This is a genomic window from Aquimarina litoralis (assembly GCF_039523995.1).
Classification (GTDB): Bacteria; Bacteroidota; Bacteroidia; order Flavobacteriales; family Flavobacteriaceae; genus Aquimarina; species Aquimarina litoralis.
In genome coordinates, this window is record NZ_BAAAGE010000003.1 from 649,621 (window position 1) to 667,426 (window position 17,806).

Below are 17,806 nucleotides of genomic sequence, written 5' to 3' on the forward strand. Positions count from 1 at the left end.
GTAAGATATTTCATTTATACTCTTACTATAATATCCGATTCTGTTGGTGCTTTACTTTTTTGGTTATTATCTTAATCTTTTACTTTTTTAGTTTTTTCATTTAATAGTATAGGCGTTCCATATCCAAGTTCTTCTAATTTCTTTAGCTGTGTTTTTGCATCACCAACAACTAAGTATATCATTTTATTAGGATCAAGATATTTATTAGCTAATGATTTAATCTGATCTACTGTCATCTCATTTACGATAGCTTCTCGTTTAGTTATATAGTCTTTAGCATATCCTAAAGTACTTATATTAGTAAGCATATTTAATTTGGCACCTAGGGTTTCGAATGCTCTTGCATTACTTTTTATAAGTGAGCTTTTTGTTATTTCTAGATCATTTTCATTGTAATCTTTACCATAGTTTTCTAAAATCTCTTTTACCAAACTACTAGATTCATAGGTGACATTAGAACGTACACCACTAGAAATTGAAAAAGATCCAGGTATTATAGTTCCAGAAAATCGAGATCCTATTCCATAGGTATACCCTTTTCCTTCTCTTAATTGTTGCGTAAGTTGAGATGCGAATCCACCACCACCAAGTCGGTAGTTCATAATTGTAGCAGGATAAAAATCTTTATCTGTGGCAGCCATTGCCGGATATCCAAAACGTATCATGGATTGTTTCGCTCCTGGCACATCATAAAAGTAAACGCGAGACCTTTCTGGAGCGGTTGGAGTATTTAGCTCTGGAAATACCACTTTTTTAACATCCCAGTTTTTATTCAATTCTGATAACGAAGCGCTTACTTGATCTTTAGAAATATCTCCCGCTAGATGAATTTTTGTAACCGATGGAGAAATATTGGAATTGTAATAACTTTTTAGATCTTCTACTGTAATTTCTTTTATTGTCTTTTCTGATCCTAAATTATTACAGGAGAGAATATGATCTTTACCATAGATTAGTTTCGCAAATTCATTAGTAGCGATACTTCTCGGACTTGCTTTTTGCTGTTGCAATTGGCTGCTGATGTCTTGTTTTATCAGTTCAAATTCTTTTTCATCCCATCTCGGTTCAAGAATAATCTCTTGAACCAATTTTATGGTTTTATCGTAGTTTTTGGATAAAGTACTACCACTAATACTAATATTTTGATCCGTAGCATACATATTTATTATAGCTCCAAGACTTTCTATTTCATTTTCTAATTGTTCAGTGGTTTTGTTTTTAGTTCCTTTCATCATTAATCGAGCAAGCATGTTTGAAACTCCTACTTTATTAGCTTGTTCAAGTAATAAACCACCTTTAATATCTATTCTAAACTGAACCAAAGGAACTTCATCGTTTTGAATTCCATATACTTTGAGTCCTGAGGTCAAATTATCTTCCCAAACTTCAGGAATTGTTACTTTAGGTGTTTCTCCATAAGGTGGTTCCTGAGATCGATCAAAACTAGACGGAGTTTTTTCGTAGGTAGCTGCTATGCTAGGATCAAAATTTTCTTCTGCTCCTTCTACTATTTTTTCTTCCACTATTTTTGCAAGTGTAGAGTTTGTAAGAATTAGGTCAGTTTGTCCAATAGGAACAAAACTTGTTGCTACAAAGTGTTTTCCTTTTATATATTGGTTATACACTCGCATTACATCATCGGTAGTAACGGCAAGTATGTTTTTTACATCCTGATTTATAAATCCAGGATCTCCTGCAAAAATTTCATATTGTGCTAGTTGAAACCCTTTTCCTAACACACTAGATAAACCATTGTAAAAGTTTGTCTCTTGTCCCGCTTTAATTCGATCCAAATCTTTCTGTGAGATTCCTTCAGCTTCAAATTTTGTAAAAGCTTCTTGTACAGCTTGTTCGATATCATTCAAGTTTACTTTTTCGAACCCTCGTATTTGTAATCTAAATTCACCAGCCAATTCTGATCCAAAATGAAACATAGTTACATTCGGAGCCAACTGTTTGTCATCAATTATTATTTGGTTAAAAGGTGCTTTCTTTCCTTCAGATAAATAGCTTGATAACACTTGTAATGCATAAGAATCTGGATGATACTGATGTACTGCAGGCCAAGTCATTGTCAATTGAGGAAGTCTTGCAAAATTATCCTCGTAATATAGTTTTTTAGTTTCTGAAAGCGTTACAGGCTGTTTTTTTAAGGGAGTAATATCTTCTCCACGTTTAATCTCATCAAAATATTTGTGTACCCATTCTTTTGCTTGTGTTGTATCAAAATCTCCAGCTATAGTAAGTGTTACATTATTAGGGACATACCATTTGTTATAGAAGTCTTTCACATCTTGTAAAGTGGCATTTTGAAGATCTTCTAACGAGCCAATTACTTGCCAGTTATATGGATGCCCTTTTGGGAAAAGGTTTTTACCTATGACATAGGAAACATGTCCATAAGGACGATTGTCAATGCTTTGTCGTTTTTCATTTTTTACTACTTGTTTTTCTTTGGCTAATACAGGATCAGTAACAGTATTAATAAAGAAACCTAATTTATCCGCTTCAGCCCAGATCATTTTTTCTAGCGCATCTTTTGGAACTGTTTGGAAATAATTTGTTCTATCCCTACTGGTAGATCCGTTAGCTCCAGAACCTCCAATTCTTGCACTCATTTTGTCCAATCCTCCTTTTCCAAGGTTTTCTGATTCTAGAAATAACAAGTGTTCAAACAAGTGTGCGAAACCTGTTCTTCCTTCTATTTCTCTTGCTGAACCAACATGGGCTGTTAACGCTACTGCAACTACGGGATCAGAACGATCAACATGAAAGATAACCTGTAATCCATTATCCAAAGTAAATTTCTCGAAATCTACTTTAAATTCTTTTGTTTCTTTAGCAACCTGATCTTCGGTAACAGGAGTGTCTTTTTTGCAAGAAAAGATAAGGGTGGTACATATAAAAACCCATAATAAAGATTTAGTTGTTTTCATAATTGATGAATTTACGCTTGTTTATTTTTTTTTGGAGTTGAATCATTCAAAATAATGAGCTTTTGCCATATTTTTCTACTCAATCCAGTTGTTAAAATTTCTATTTCATTTGCAGCATGTACTACTGTTTCTTCTGGAAGACTTTGTGAGTACAAAGCTGCTACTTTACCTACTAATGCTGTCGCTTCTGAGCAATAGTCTAAATACCTCTGGAGCTCAAACCTTGTTAAAGTCCTTTTTGGAGAATTTTCAGTGGATGTATTATTACTATCAGTTAGGTTAGGATCTTTAGTGAGTTGATGCATATCGATAACATGAGCAATTCCTCTCAATTCATTGAGTGCTTTTAATGCTCTTTTGGTTTTTAACTTAGATTCTAAGGAAATCAGAAAGAAGATTGCCGCTCCTATCAAAATAATATCATTAAATATTGCTTCAGATAATGAAACAATATTACCTAAAGTTGTATTTTCAATTTCCCAATTAATATAGGTAATGCTATATACTAGTCCACCTAATCCTACTAGAATAACCAGATATGCAAAAATTCTTAAAGATATATTCGGTTTTGAGATCCATTCTATATTCTGTTTACTATCTAGTGCTACATGCAAAAAGTTGTGGCATACTTTTTCTAAACCTGAATTAGGAAATCTATCACGAATACGTTTTTCTAGTAAAGAAATCGTATCGATGATTTTTTCAGGTTGTAATTGCACATTTTTTTCCATTTATTTAATTAGGTAGGAAGCCTTTTTATAATAAACTTTATCTGTCCTCTATGATTAGATTCATGTTCACATACATGAAACCATTTTGCATAATTATTAGTAGGTTGATTACTAAAAAAAGGTTCGGATTTCATGATCCATGAATCATCTCTTTTTGCAAATTCTTTTTTGGTGATCTCTCTTACTTCTTTAAGCGTTTGGAGATAATAATTAATTGGATTTCCTTTAATTATTTCTCTTCCTTTTTTGCCTAAACCACTTGCGATATCCCATTCTTTTTTAATGTCCTCATCCCATTTACCCCAAGGAATTTCATCAAAAGTATTAAGTTGATAGTATCTTTCTGTAGCTGCTAGATGTAATAACATAGCACCAATAGAATTAGATTGTTCATCTATTTGAAAATCTAATTGTTCTATGGTAAGATCTTTTACGGTTCTGATAACCCAAGCTCTCATCATAGTCATGGTTGATAATAGAGTACCAATCTGAGGAGAGTACCCTTTCTGAGGACCGACTAAGTAGATGTTATCCGTGGTGTCCGGAAGAACTACTTCATTTGTAAAACTCATCAATGGAGTAGCAGCGATACCTGCTGCTAATATTGATGATCCTTTAATGAATTTTCTTCTAGTAGTAGTATTTGATTCCTTCATCATCTTTCAGTTTTTTTATGAATCTCGATTAATAATACTTAATTTTAATTTCTGTTGACTGGAAATCCACGATCCCTCATTAACGCTTCTATGTTAGCTTCTCGACCACGAAATAGCTTATAGGCTTCTGCAGGATCCGTAGCGTTACGAGGAGCAAAAAGATACTTTACTAGTTTTGTTGCCATATCCTTATCATAAAAGCCATCAGGAGCTTCTGCAAATGCCTCAGCGGCATCAGCTGTAAGAACATCTGCCCACATATATCCATAATAGGCTGTAGCATATCCCTCTCCAGAAAATACATGTCCAAAATGAGGAGTACGATGACGCATTACCAGTTCTTTAGGCATTTTTAGTTCGGATAAAGTTTCTTTTTCAAACGCATCTACATCAATATTAGTTGGATCAGCTAAGTGAAATTTCATATCCATCAAAGCGGAAGCTAGATATTCGGTAGTGGCAAAACCTTGATTAAAGGTAGCTGCTTTTTTAACTTTTTCAACTAGTTCTTTTGGCATAGGTTGGCCAGTTTTATAGTGCACTAAATATGTATTGATAACTTTATCTGTAGCTAACCAACGCTCTAATAATTGTGATTGAAATTCTGTGTAATCACGTACACCTCCATTTAATGTAGGATATCTCACTTCAGAAGAGAAAAAGTGTAGTGCATGACCGAACTCATGAAAAAATGTTTCTGCGTCGTCCCAAGAAACTAATACAGGCTCTCCAGGAGCAGGTTTTACAAAATTAGAGTTATTAGAAGCTAAAACAGTCTTTTTTCCATCAAAAGTAGTATGACTTCTATAAGTTGTAGCCCAAGCTCCAGAACGTTTTCCTGTTCTTGCAAAAGGATCTAAATACCACAGACCAATATGCTCTCCAGAGGATTTATCGTTTACCTCCCAAACATTTACATCTTCATGGAAAACAGGAATACTTCCTTCTGCAACTGGAGTGAATTTGTAATTGAATAATTCTCCTGCCACAAAGAACATCGCTTCCCTGAGTTTGTCTAATTGTAGATATTGTTTTACTTCGTCAGAATCAAGATCATACTTTTGTTTTCTTACTTTTTCTGCATAATATCTATAATCCCAAGGTTCTATAGTAATATTATTTTTATTGTTATCAGCAATGGTTTGCATGTCTGATACTTCTTCTTTAACTCGTGCAATGGCAGCCGGCCATACCTCATTCATTAGCTTCATTGCATTTTCGGGGTTTTTTGCCATACGGTTTTGTAATCTCCAATCCGCATAATTATCATACCCTAACAATCCAACACGCTCTTTTCGAAGCTGTAATATTTTTGCAATATTCTTATTGTTATCTTTTTCATCTCCATTATCACCGCGAGAATAATAATTTTTCCAAACTTGCTCTCGTAACTTTCTTTCGGTAGAATATTTTAGAAAAGGATCCATTGAAGATCTAGTATTCGTAACTGCATACATGTTTTGCTTTCCTCTATCATTAGCAGCTTTTTCATAAGCTTTAGTTAAGGGGGCGGATAATCCTCCTAATTGATCTTTGGATAAGTAGGTTATATACCCTTCTTCATCTGCTAAAATATTATTAGAAAAGTTGGTGTATAACTCTGATAATTCTTTATTAATGGCAGCGTACCTTTTCTTTTTGTCTTCATCTAATTCGGCTCCATTCATAGCAAATTGCTCATAAATTAACTGTGTTACTCTTTGTTGATCGTCTTCTAATGGTTCCTTTTGTGAATTATCATATACTGATTTTATTCGTTGGAATAATATCTTGTTTTGTGAGATTTTAGATCGAAAATCTGATAATTTTGGAGCCATTTCCTTTTGAATTTCTCTAAATTCAGGAGAGGATAGATTACTACTTAAAATACCATAGTAAGTAAAAACCCTGTTGAGTTCTTTTCCTGACTTTTCGAATGGTACAATCGTATTCTCAAAAGTCGGATTTTCTTGGTTTGTAGTGATAGCATCAATATCTGCCAGATTTAGTTCCATTCCTTTTTCTAAAGCTGGTTTGATATCTGAAATTTTGACTTTGTCAAACGCAGGAACTCCTCCATAGGGTCCTGTCCATTCTTTTAATAAAATATTTTCCGTAGCAGTAGCAGTAGTTTCAGATTTTAAATTTTCCACACTTTCTTTCTTTTTATTACAACTAGTAGTTATGATCAGGGAACAGATCAATAACTTAAATATTTTTGAGATGTGTTGAGCGTTCATAAGTTGAATGTATTGAGTAAGCAGTATATACTAAATTCTGAATTTATTGTTGTTAGTTAAGAATATAGCATTCACAAAAAATAGTTTTCCATTTTCCCAAAAGGATCTAAATAGTGGGTTATCCACCATATAAATAATGCTTCCTCTTCCCATTCTGGCCTCTCCAAAAACTAATGAATTTTTAAGTCCTTTTAATGCGTCTTTCCCAGAAAAACCAGATACGCTTGTGGGTTCTTGTATGTACGCAACATTATATCCATTTTGTAAAAATTTATAGGAGCTACTTCCTAGCTTAAGGCTAAAATAAGTGTCACTATATCCAAACGCTAATGGATGTGATGGATCCACTGTTGTTTTATAAATACTTCCTGTAATAAAATTTTTAACACTTTCTCGCTCACGTTTATCATAAGGAATTAGATTTCCTAAAGAATCTTTTTTCTTTTCTTTTGGTTTATTGCGCTTTAGATCAAACCCGTCTTTATTGGCAAAAGTACTTACTGCATTTCCTATTGCAATCACTTTTCCTCCACTTCGAATCCAGCTTTTTAATTTATTCATAGCACTTTCGTCTAGATATCCTCCGTAATAACCATTAGGTAGTACTAATACATCATACTTGTCTAAATCTACTCTTTTAAAGTAATCCGTGTCAATAGAGGTAATAGGATATTGAAGTTGTTTTTCAAAGAAATGCCAAATTTCTCCATAACTAAGAGAAGATGTATAATTTCCTTTTAGTACCGCAATACTTGCTTTATTAATCAATTTTACATCTGGAGAACCAAAATCGACACCAGTAGTAGCGAAGCTAGTTGCAGTACCGTGTAATTTTCGATTATGCTTGTTTGCGATGTCGACAACAGTTTTATCATAATCTTTTGTTTTACGATTATCACTTTTAGTTATGATAAGACTTCCTTTTTTAAATTTTACTCCTTTATTAGTGAAGTCTTTCTCGCTAAATCTTACTTTAATTTTATTTCGTAGAAGTTCTGCTAAGAAAGCAGCATCATCCATACTGTTCCACTTAGCAATATATCCAGCACCAGAAGCATTAGTATTATTATTAACTGTAATAGTTGATTTAGTGGCATTAGCCGATATTAATGAGGTGGAAGCAATTGCTTCTAAACCATAAGCATGTGGGATGCTCCAAGCGGTAATATCATAGGTAAGAGGATCACTTAAATTTGCATTTGGTTCAAATAATACTTTTACCATTTTACCTTTTGGTTGATCTGTACTTACAACTAAAGCTCCTTTTGCATCTATACTGCCTTGTTTATTTTCTCTAAAATTGAAACCAGATATTTTTGTACTATTTGTATATCCATATTTAATTTCATGTTTGTCTAATAACTCAGTTAAAGCATTGATTTTATCTGTTGTCCCATTCAATACATAGCTTTTATATTTAAGCGAAGCGTTATTAAAGAATTTTTTAAACTCTATATTTAGTTTTTCTGCATTTTTGGAAGATATTTCTACAGTCGATAATCCTGTTGTGGTATGATGTAATGCACGATCTTTTAAGGTTAGAACGTATCCTTCGTCTGTTTGGATTCCTAATCCAGCACGTCCATGTCCCGCTTGCTCGTAAGTCATCCCAATAGCTCCCATAAATGTAGGATAGGTGTCTCCATAACTAGGATATAATAGGTCAAAACGTTCTCTTGTAAAAAACAACCAACCCTCAGCATCAAAATACTTTGCATGATTTTTTCCTATCTGAGTCTGGAAATCACGCTGCCATGGAGTTATGATCTCATGGAACGGTTCTGCTGCTGGAGCAAAATAATAAGGTTCATTAATTCCTTGTTCATGGAAATCTACATGAACATGAGGCATCCATTTGTTATAAGCATTTAGCCTGCTGTAAGATTCTACTTGTGTAGCCCATGCCCAATCTCTATTCAAATCAAAAAGATAATGATTAGGTCTTCCGCCTGGCCAAGGTTCATTATGCTCCGTTGCGTTTTGGTCAATATTGTAAGGAGTTGCTTTTGATTGATTATACCAATTAGCATATCGATCTCTACCATCTGGATTTACACATGGATCTATAATAACCACCGTATTTTGTAACCAATCTTTTTTTGTGGTTATTAATTCATAAATGGTTGTCATAGCAGCTTCTGTGCTTGAAGCTTCATTTCCATGTACATTATAACTCAACCAAACTATCGCAACTTTTGGTGTGCTATTACCACTAACAATTCCTGTGTTTTTAAGATGGTCTAATCTTATGTTTTCTATGTTTGATTGATTCTCTTTGCTAGTTACAATAGCATAGGTTAGAGGTCTTCTCTCATTAGTTTTTCCGTACGTGTGATACGTAACCAAATCAGAGTTGTCAGCAACATGATTAAAATAATTAGTAACATCTGCATGACGTGTAAATTGACTTCCAATTTCATAACCAAGAAATTGTGCTGGCGATTGAAGTGTGTTTTGAGCATATGCCCAAGAAGAAACAATAAATAGAAGTGTGAAGAGTGTTTTTTTCATTGATGAGTTTTTAATTTTGGTAAAATACCGCCTTAAATTTAGGATATATATTGTATTAACTAAAATTTAGTATTTAAGATATCCTTATTCTTAATATTTCTGTTTTCAAAAGTAATGTGTTCTGGTAAATTCTGTTTTTACTATTAAAAAAAATATAAAATAATCGATGCAATAACAATCTCTTGTATATTTATCGATCAAAAAAGAACACCCTATGCCAAGTGACTGTATTCCGTTTAGAAAAACAAATTACTTTTCTTCATTTATTTGTGATTACTTAGACGAAAAAGCCGAGCTAAAAGAGTTTTATCATAGATTTCCTAAATTAGAAAGTTTTGAGGCTCAGATTTTAGAAAAACAACAGTCATTTTCTGATCAAAATCGTTCCGTTTTACAACAATCTTTTATTGCTCAATATAAAGATTTTAAAGTGTCTTCGAGTACTAAAGAGAATTTAGATAAGTTATCTGATCACAATACATTTACAGTTACTACTGGGCATCAATTAAACCTGTTTACAGGTCCTTTGTATTTCTTATATAAAATTGTTTCGACAATTAACCTATCCAATGTTCTAAAAGAAAGATATCCTAGTTATGACTTCGTGCCAGTATATTGGATGGCTACTGAAGATCATGATTTTGATGAGATTAATTATTTTAATTTCAAAGGAAAAAAGATTCAATGGAATCGACCAGATGGAGGAGCTGTCGGAGTTTTTGAGACTGAAGGTTTAGATAAAGTTTTTGAAATTTTTTCGGCCGAATTAGGATCTGGTCGGAATGCAGAAAAGTTGAGGTTTTTATTCCAGAAAGCATATTTAAATCATCATAATTTGGCGGATGCAACTAGATATTTGGCAAATGAATTATTTGGAGAATATGGATTAGTTATTGTAGATGGAGATGATAAAGAATTGAAACGACTTTTTATTCCTTTTGTACAAAAAGAACTGGAAGAACAAGTTTCTTACAAGAATGTTTTACCAAAAGCTGAAAAGTTAGCTGCGAAAGGATATAAAGTACAAGTAAACCCTCGCGAAATTAATTTGTTTTATCTCTCTAAAGGTGTTCGGGAAAGAGTTATTGAAAAGGAAGGGGCTTATTATGTAAATGATACTGATATTGTTTGGAGTAAAGATGAAATATTACAAAAGCTTCAGGATACTCCAGAACAGTTTAGTCCTAATGTGATGATGAGACCACTATATCAAGAAGTTATTTTACCAAACCTTTGTTATATCGGTGGAGGTGGAGAATTAGCATATTGGTTAGAGCTCAAGGATTATTTCGATACTGTTCAGATTCCATTCCCAATGTTATTGTTGCGTAATTCTGTATTAATGCAAACAGCAAAACAATCTGCGAAAATTGAAAAATTAGCTGTAACCACCACAGAATTGTTTTTAAAACAGCATGAACTTATTAATAGAAAAGTACGACAAATATCTAATATAGATATCAATTTTGATCCGCAGCGTAATCATTTAAAGGAGCAGTTTAAAGCAATGTATGAGTTAGCAGAGCAAACGGATGTTACCTTCAAGAATGCTATAAAAGCGCAAGAAGTAAAACAACTTAAGGGATTGGATATGTTAGAAAAGAGATTGCTAAAAGCTCAGCGATTAAAGCTAAAAGATCATGTGGGTAGATTAACCAGTATCCAAAATGAATTATTTCCTAACCAGAGTTTGCAAGAACGTACTACAAATTTTTCTGAAATGTATTTAGAATACGGAGAGGAACTAATTCCAATGTTATTGAAATGTTTGGATCCTTTAAAAGGAGAGTTTACAGTGATAACAAATTAGGTTGCTTATCATATTTTTATTTAAAATGGGGGACTACACTTTCTCCTAGCTCTTCTATTACATCACTCGCAGGTCTGGATCCGTATTTTAGATTAATAATTACATGATTGACTCCAGAGGATTCTAAAGTTTTTAGATGTTCTATAGCGTAAGATACTCCTGATTGAAATCCCAGATGAATTCCCTTTGGAGTTGCTTTTGGATCCTCTAATAAATCAATATATAGAGATTGCATGTAAGGTTTCCAAGGTTGTTCGTTTTTTTCTAAAGCGTTTAACCAATCAGACATAGTACGTTGTAAGAAAGCAAAATCTCTCGGATAGTATAACCAACCATCTGTATTTTTTGCAATCCAATCTAGAGACTGTCCAGAATGACCGGTTACTAAAATTGGAGTCGTATACTCTGATTTTGGAAGTAAATCAATTCTGCCATCCATTACACCATAATGTCTAGATTGATGTAATGGAAAATCATTTTGTAATGCTTTTATATATTGAAAACTATCACGAAACAGTTCGCTCTTTTCATGTAGTTTATAGTTAAATGCTGGGTATTCTATAGGCCGATCGCCTGATGCAGTACCAACGATAATTCTTCCTTTAGATAGGTGTTGTAAACTTTGGATGGATTTTGCTGTATGAATTGGATGTCGCAAAGGAAGAATTATACTGCCTGTAGCAAGCATAATATCTTTAGTCTGATTCATAATGTGAGTCATATAGATCCAGGGATCATATAATTGTCCTGCATCACCAAAAGAAGGATCATGAAATGGAACATCACGGAACCATAGTGCTTTAAAACCAAGTTCTTCAGCTCTTTTTGCAAGTTTTTCTTGGTTCTCCATTTTTGCTATTGCTCCCTGATACGATTCTAGTGGGAATACTAATCCTAAGCTTAACTTATTTTTGGAAGCTATTTTTTGTAACGACTCCATATTTCTAGGATAAAACTGAATTGGTAATTGCTATTAATTCTTCTATTTTATTGGAGTCATATGCATCAGGATGCGCTTGCGAAAAAATACCTTTATCATTATCAAAATATTTGCCAGAACTATTGCTGTGCTCATCAGAAATAGCTAGACTACATAAGATATTTACACCTTTTTCTGGAGGAGCCCAATGGGTTCCATAAGCTTCTTGAACCATACGAGTATTAAGCAATGAACCAGGATTTACCGCAATAATATTAATATCGCTGTATTCCTTGGCAAGATAGAAACTCCACATAGTCAATGCAAGCTTACTTTCTGCATAAGCTTCTTGTTCCGATAATGCTATAGAATTGGATAGCGCTTCAAGTTGAACGGATGATTGCGCGGCAGAACTAAGATTGATGATTCTTGGCGAAGTACCTTTTTGTAAAAGTGGAATTAGTTTTTTGGTAAGGAGAAAAGGAGCTAGGTAATTTACTACAAATCTAATGTCTATGCCATTTTCATTATGTGATATTTTACTTTTAAAAACCCCAGCATTATTAATCAATACATCAATATGTGATACTTCTTTCTCAATTTCAAATACCATTTTTTCTACGCTATCCAAATCGGAAAGATCTGCTAAAAACCCATTTGTATTTTTATTACCTGTACTTTCTTGAATTTCTAGAATTGTATTTTCTAGTTTTTGTGCGTTCCTGCCATGTACAAAAACGCTATGTCCTTGTTTGGCTAGTTCGATAGCTGTTAATTTTCCAATTCCGTCTGTACTACCTGTGATAAATATGGTTTTCATAAGAATGATTTATTTTGAAATTTGCTTTGCAAGACCTTCTTTGTATTTGATATAAAAGTTAAGCTCCAATAACCTTAATACTTCCATTGGTTTTTATATAAAGAAGTACCTCTTGGTTATTTTTGTTGTTAAGAGTATGAATGGCTTTATCTGTTGAATTAAAGTAACTTCCAGCATCTAAAACTTTTGTTTCTTTACTTCTAGGCATTAAATAGTTCAATTCTCCTTTAATAAGTACCGAGTGCAAAACAGAACCATTACTTTCTATTTGTCCATTAAAATTTCCTGGCAGTTTTATAAAAATACCTCTCATATGCTCTTCAAATTTACTATCCCATAAAAAGCTGATTTTTGCATTGCTAGAAGAAGATATCCAATTAGATTGGTGATGATCTAACCAAACTATATTAGTAATATCAATATTTACAGGTCGTTCACCACTGTCAAAAGCTTCTTCCACCGGTTTTACTAAATAAGGTCCGTTATCAATTTCTACCAAAGCGATATTTTCAGTTCCTTTTGCAGAAGTGATATGTGCTTCTCCTTTAGGTTGTGTCCAGAAACTTCCAGGTTGCATCCACATATTTTCTGCTTTAGGGTCGTCATTATGGATACTCCCTTTGATAACAACTGCTCTATACGTAACATTATGAATATGCGGTGGAGATGAAAAACCGTCTACAAATTTAGCAAGAAATCCTGTCGGCACCTCTCCTTTACGGTCACCCCAAATAGTTCCTGCCTGTGGACTTTGATCCCCACGAGCTGGATTTAGTTTTTTCCAGACAATTTCTGTACTTAAAAGAACTTTATTCGTTATGTTTTCTTCAGGTTTACTGTCTTTTTGTGCTACCTTGTCTTTAGAGTTATTACAAGAGATTGTAACGATGGTGACCAGTAAAATCAGAATTGTGGTGATTTTATTCATTTTATTTTCTTTAGAGAATCTAAGATTGATTGATCTATGCAATATGGGTCATTTCATGCAGGGTAAATTCTTCTACAGCACCATTAGTTGCTTCCATATATGCTGTTAGGTGAGAATTATTCATATGTTGTTGCCATAATTCTCTATTTTCCCAGTTCTCATAAAATAAGAATAAGTTCTCATTTTCATTATCCTGATGTAAGTCGTAGTTGATACAACCTTTTTCTGCTTGGGTAATATCTATAAGTTTTAGTAATTCAGTTTTTACTAAATCTCTTTTCTCTTCCTTCGCAAGAATTTTTGCAACAATGGTAAGTTTTTGTGTTGTCATTTTTTTTAATTTTAGTTGTTTTTATGCTAAGCTAAATCGTCTTTTGCTTCTATCAGAAAATGATGGCTTATAGCACCTGATGTTCTGGCTTCTAGATGTGGAACATATTCAGGATCTTTCATAAAGTTAGTAGCCGCTTCTTTAGAAGGCCATTCTAAAATGATCCTTAGTGCTGCATTTTGTGCTTCACCCTCTATTTGTTCGTGAGAAGTTGTTCTTGCTAAATATTTTCCACCATGTTTTTTAACAATGTCTCCAGACACGGAAACATAATCTGAAACCCATTCATTATTGGTTGGAGTTACATCTAATACAGAATAATATGCCATGATTTTATTTTTTATGTTAGTTTAATAGGGTGATGATTTCCTCTTCTGGCAATCTAGATTTTGGAGTTTTGTTCGGAATGTTAAAGTCTGACTCATCACGATAACCTAGAGCTACCACTGCTACTGAAGTAAACCCTTTTTTACGTAAATCGAATTCTTCGTCTAATGCTTTTAGATCCACACCTTCCATAGGAAGAGCATCTATACCTAATGTTGCTGCTCCAAGTAAAAAATTACCGATATTTAGGTATACTTGTTTTTCTAGCCAATGCTGAAAATCTTTCACATCGTAGCGATGAATATCAGCAAAAATATTTCTAGCGTTGTATACATTTTGTTTGATCTCATCATTCGGAAATCGTTTGTCTTGATTTTCTTGTTGCAATAGGTGCTGCATATATTCTTCATCAGCACTAGTTCTCGAACAAAATAAAACAACATGGGAAGCCTTTAAGATTTTTGGTTCATTAAAATGAAAAAATCCTTGTGCTCCTTTAGCAATTCTGCTTTTTCCTGCTTCTGTATTGGCTATTACAAAATGCCAAGGTTGAATATTTGTACTAGATGGACTATATCTTAGTAGCGCTTTTAATTGTTCGAAATTATCTTTAGAAATTTTTTTGTTTGGGTCAAAACTCTTAGTTGAGTATCTCCAATTAAGTATTTTCTTTATATCCATTTTATTACTATAAAAATTATAGTAGCAAAACTAACTATAGTTTAATATCTTTGCAATAACGGTCAAAAATGATAGTATAAGAAAATGAAAGAATCTGCACCAAAAATGTTAAAATTTAAGGGTAAAGAATACCCTTGTTGTGCCAGCTTAACTATGGGGATCATAGGAGGAAAGTGGAAAACAGTAATATTGTTTCATTTGCTCGAGGGTACACTTAGATATAGTGAGTTACGAAAGGAGATGCCAACAGTTACGGAACGTACTTTAAGTCTTCAGTTAAAAGCATTGGAAGAAGATGGGTTAATTCATAGGAAAGTATATACTTCTAAACCTCCATTAAAGGTAGAATATTCCTTAACAGATTTTGGTAAAACTTTAACACCATTAATTCAGTCGATAGCTAATTGGGGAGATTTCGTTTTAGAAAATTATGCAGATTAAAAACTTTGATCTAAGAACTTAGCTCTTTTGAGAAATATATTCTTCTGTGTCCTTCAGGGAAGTTATTAATTTCTCCTATTGGCTGGTACCCATTTTTTAGGTAAAACCCTTCTGCTTGGAAGTCAAAAGTGTTAACCATAGCGGTTTTTACACCTTTTGTTTTAGCGAGATGTTCTACATGGCCTAGTAAACGAGATCCAATTCCATTTTTTCTATGTGATTCTTTTACCCATAGTATTTTAATTTCTAATCCATTCCAGTATCCAATACCGCCTAAAATTCCACCTATTTCTTCTCCGTCTGAATTTGTAGCTACAAATTCCAAAGGAGTCCACATCTCTGAAAGAGCAGCAACTTTGCTAAGGTTATATGAATTAAGTCCATCAACTATGGTTTTTATATTTTCTTTATTACAGGGGTTGATGGTAAATTCTGGTATCATTTGTTTTTTTCTAAGAAATCGTGCGCAATGTAATAAGTTTTAATAGATAAACTTTAATTTAATATTATAAGTTTAGAATCATATCAATTAGAACATTATTGCTTGGAATTTCCAGTTTTTTACGTAATCGGTATCGTGCTTTTCGAACACCTTCTTGTGTGATATTTAGAATGGTAGCAATTTCCTTAGAGGATAGGTTCATTTTAAGCAGGGCCATAAGACGTAATTCATTGGTGGTAACATTAGGGTACTGGTTTTTAATTTTGCTGTAGAAATCTTTATGAATTTGTTCAAAATGTTTTTTGAAGTGATCCCAGTGATGATCATCTTTAAAATCGAAGTTTATAATCTGAAGTACTTTTTGATAATTGTATTGTGCATTTTGATCTTCAGCAAATCTCATAACTTCTACTTCTTCTTTTAAGTGCTCTAAAACTTTATTCTTTTTTACAAGACGAAGAGAGTTGGTGGTTAGCTCCTTATTCTTAGTATCTAATTCTGTGCTTAATAATGCTTTTTCGAGACAACTAAGTTTAAATTTTTTTCTAAAAAAGAATACGAAAATTCCGAGTGTCAAAACTCCAATTCCAAGACCCAAGGTCAATAATAGATTTTGGGATTTTGCATATTCATTTTTTTTCTCTAATTCATGAATTTTAAGTTCCTTTTTGTTTGTTTGAAATTGAGTTTCTAGTACTCTAGCTTGCGCCTTTTTTTCTATGGAATCTAACGAGTCCTTAATTTTTGATAAGTTTTTGTAGTATTGATAAGCAGCTACACTATTGTTCGATTTTTCTGCTAATAATGCTAGCGTTTTATTTGCTTCTTTTTCAGCGTTGAGGTCTAAAGCTATCTTTGCAGATCGTAGTGATTTTTCTGCATAATAATTGGCAGAGTCTAGTTGATTTAGTTGTAATAATGATTTCGCAATATAATTTTGAGTGCTTGCTTTTTGAATATGATCCCCCTTATTGCTGAAGTTTTGTAATGCTCGTTTTAGGTGTAAAAGTCCTTTATTGTAGCGTTTCATATGGTAATAAGTGTTGCCAATATCCGATTCTATTAACGCAATTGTTTTTGGACTTTCTATTCTAAATGATAAAGATTTTTGGAAGTAACTTAATGCTTTAGTATAATTACCCAAACCCTTATAACTAATTCCTATATTTCTTAGAGTTGCACTTAAATGGGTTTTGTTTCCAGTTTCTCTTATAACAGGTAGTGATTCCTCTAAGTATTGCAATGCTTTATGGTACTCTTCTTGTTTTATTAATATATTGCTAATCTTAAAGTAGGTACGGGCGACACCTGACTTATTTTTTAATTTTTCATATAATTGATTTGCTTTTATATAATATTCTAATGCTTTCTTTTGGTATTTCATTAGGCTGTATGAAACCCCTGTATTTTCAATGGATTTTATATAAGAGATAGAATCATTTAATGATATGAATATGTTGCCAGCTTCGTTGAAGCTTTCAATAGCATCATAGTATTGATTTAAATGATTATGAACTACACCAATTTGATGAAATGCAGAAGCTTGCCCCCAAGAATGACCTATTTCTTGGTTGATTTTCAAAGCTTTCTCAAAATGAACTAATGCAGAATCATATTCTTTTTGATAATAATATACTACCCCAAGACAGTTGTAAGAACCGGCCATGCCTCGCGGTTTGTTAATATTTTGAGCTATTTTTAAAGCTGCTCTAATTTGTTTTTTGGCTAATAATGAATTCGAAGTAGCGTATTGTATTCCAATATCATTAAAGGCTTTGATTAAAGTAGTGTCGGGAGTATTTTTATTCTTTGTTATTCGATATAGGCTATCTACTATTTTTTGATTTTGCGCTGAAGCATTAGTATAAACTAATATCACTAAACAGAGTATGCTTCTTGCACGAAAAAACTTCATTATCTAGGGTATGGAGGTTAAAAGAGGGGCAAAAATAATTTATTGTTCAAAAACTTGATGGTCGTTAACACATAGGTAATGTAATCTTAAAATTAAGATTCTTATTGAACACAGCTGTTGGCTTTTAGCTTAATTTGTT

Annotated in this window: 15 protein-coding genes; 2 read left to right on the plus strand and 13 right to left on the minus strand. The window is 33.0% G+C overall.

Annotated elements, in window-relative coordinates:
- Window positions 1–71 precede the first annotated feature (71 nt).
- The 5 genes from ABD077_RS17165 to ABD077_RS17185 are packed head-to-tail and all read right to left on the minus strand — an operon-like array spanning window position 72 to window position 9,053.
- Complete coding sequence (locus ABD077_RS17165; protein WP_343913478.1) at window positions 72–2,936, minus strand: M16 family metallopeptidase; 2,865 nt, start codon at window positions 2,934–2,936, stop codon at window positions 72–74.
- Between the two features lie 11 nt (window positions 2,937–2,947).
- Window positions 2,948–3,667, minus strand: coding sequence for a hypothetical protein (locus tag ABD077_RS17170; RefSeq protein WP_343913479.1), 720 nt, complete (start codon window positions 3,665–3,667; stop codon window positions 2,948–2,950).
- 8 nt (window positions 3,668–3,675) lie between these two features.
- A complete protein-coding gene (locus ABD077_RS17175; protein ID WP_343913480.1) occupies window positions 3,676–4,326 on the minus strand; it encodes a DinB family protein in 651 nt (216 codons plus the stop codon).
- Between the two features lie 41 nt (window positions 4,327–4,367).
- Window positions 4,368–6,542: a M3 family metallopeptidase gene (locus ABD077_RS17180; RefSeq protein WP_343913481.1), complete on the minus strand. Its 2,175-nt coding sequence runs from the start codon at window positions 6,540–6,542 to the stop codon at window positions 4,368–4,370.
- A 30-nt stretch (window positions 6,543–6,572) separates the two neighbouring features.
- The gene (locus ABD077_RS17185; RefSeq protein ID WP_343913482.1) at window positions 6,573–9,053 is read right to left on the minus strand and encodes a M14 family metallopeptidase; all 2,481 of its coding nucleotides are present in this window, start codon (window positions 9,051–9,053) and stop codon (window positions 6,573–6,575) included.
- A gap of 214 nt (window positions 9,054–9,267) precedes the next feature.
- On the opposite strand from ABD077_RS17185, the gene bshC reads away from it, so the two are divergent.
- Window positions 9,268–10,863, plus strand: a complete 1,596-nt coding sequence (bshC, locus tag ABD077_RS17190) for a bacillithiol biosynthesis cysteine-adding enzyme BshC (RefSeq protein WP_343913483.1) — start codon at window positions 9,268–9,270, stop codon at window positions 10,861–10,863.
- 16 nt (window positions 10,864–10,879) lie between these two features.
- On the opposite strand, the gene ABD077_RS17195 is transcribed toward bshC, so the two are convergent.
- The 6 genes from ABD077_RS17195 to nfsB are packed head-to-tail and all read right to left on the minus strand — an operon-like array spanning window position 10,880 to window position 14,869.
- Window positions 10,880–11,803 (minus strand): LLM class oxidoreductase, encoded by a 924-nt coding sequence (locus ABD077_RS17195; RefSeq protein ID WP_343913484.1) that lies wholly within the window; start codon window positions 11,801–11,803, stop codon window positions 10,880–10,882.
- Window positions 11,804–11,807: 4 nt separating this feature from the next.
- Window positions 11,808–12,602: an SDR family NAD(P)-dependent oxidoreductase gene (locus ABD077_RS17200; RefSeq protein WP_343913485.1), complete on the minus strand. Its 795-nt coding sequence runs from the start codon at window positions 12,600–12,602 to the stop codon at window positions 11,808–11,810.
- A 58-nt stretch (window positions 12,603–12,660) separates the two neighbouring features.
- Window positions 12,661–13,530 carry a DUF4437 domain-containing protein gene (locus tag ABD077_RS17205; RefSeq protein ID WP_343913486.1) on the minus strand — a complete coding sequence of 290 codons (870 nt, stop codon included), beginning with the start codon at window positions 13,528–13,530 and terminating at the stop codon, window positions 12,661–12,663.
- A 34-nt stretch (window positions 13,531–13,564) separates the two neighbouring features.
- Complete coding sequence (locus ABD077_RS17210) at window positions 13,565–13,861, minus strand: putative quinol monooxygenase (protein ID WP_343913487.1); 297 nt, start codon at window positions 13,859–13,861, stop codon at window positions 13,565–13,567.
- 26 nt (window positions 13,862–13,887) lie between these two features.
- Window positions 13,888–14,190 (minus strand): DUF1330 domain-containing protein, encoded by a 303-nt coding sequence (locus tag ABD077_RS17215; protein WP_343913488.1) that lies wholly within the window; start codon window positions 14,188–14,190, stop codon window positions 13,888–13,890.
- A 16-nt stretch (window positions 14,191–14,206) separates the two neighbouring features.
- On the minus strand, window positions 14,207–14,869 hold the full coding sequence (gene nfsB / locus ABD077_RS17220) for an oxygen-insensitive NAD(P)H nitroreductase (RefSeq protein ID WP_343913489.1): 663 nt from the start codon (window positions 14,867–14,869) through the stop codon (window positions 14,207–14,209).
- 105 nt (window positions 14,870–14,974) lie between these two features.
- Here nfsB and ABD077_RS17225 point away from each other — a divergent pair, with 105 nt between their 5' ends.
- Window positions 14,975–15,310: a winged helix-turn-helix transcriptional regulator gene (locus tag ABD077_RS17225; RefSeq protein ID WP_343913821.1), complete on the plus strand. Its 336-nt coding sequence runs from the start codon at window positions 14,975–14,977 to the stop codon at window positions 15,308–15,310.
- Between the two features lie 10 nt (window positions 15,311–15,320).
- Here ABD077_RS17225 and ABD077_RS17230 read toward each other — a convergent pair whose 3' ends face one another.
- On the minus strand, window positions 15,321–15,752 hold the full coding sequence (locus tag ABD077_RS17230) for a GNAT family N-acetyltransferase (RefSeq protein ID WP_343913490.1): 432 nt from the start codon (window positions 15,750–15,752) through the stop codon (window positions 15,321–15,323).
- A 64-nt stretch (window positions 15,753–15,816) separates the two neighbouring features.
- Entirely contained in the window at window positions 15,817–17,667 is a 1,851-nt protein-coding gene (locus tag ABD077_RS17235; protein ID WP_343913491.1) for a tetratricopeptide repeat protein, read from the minus strand.
- Between the last annotated feature and the right edge of the window lie 139 nt (window positions 17,668–17,806).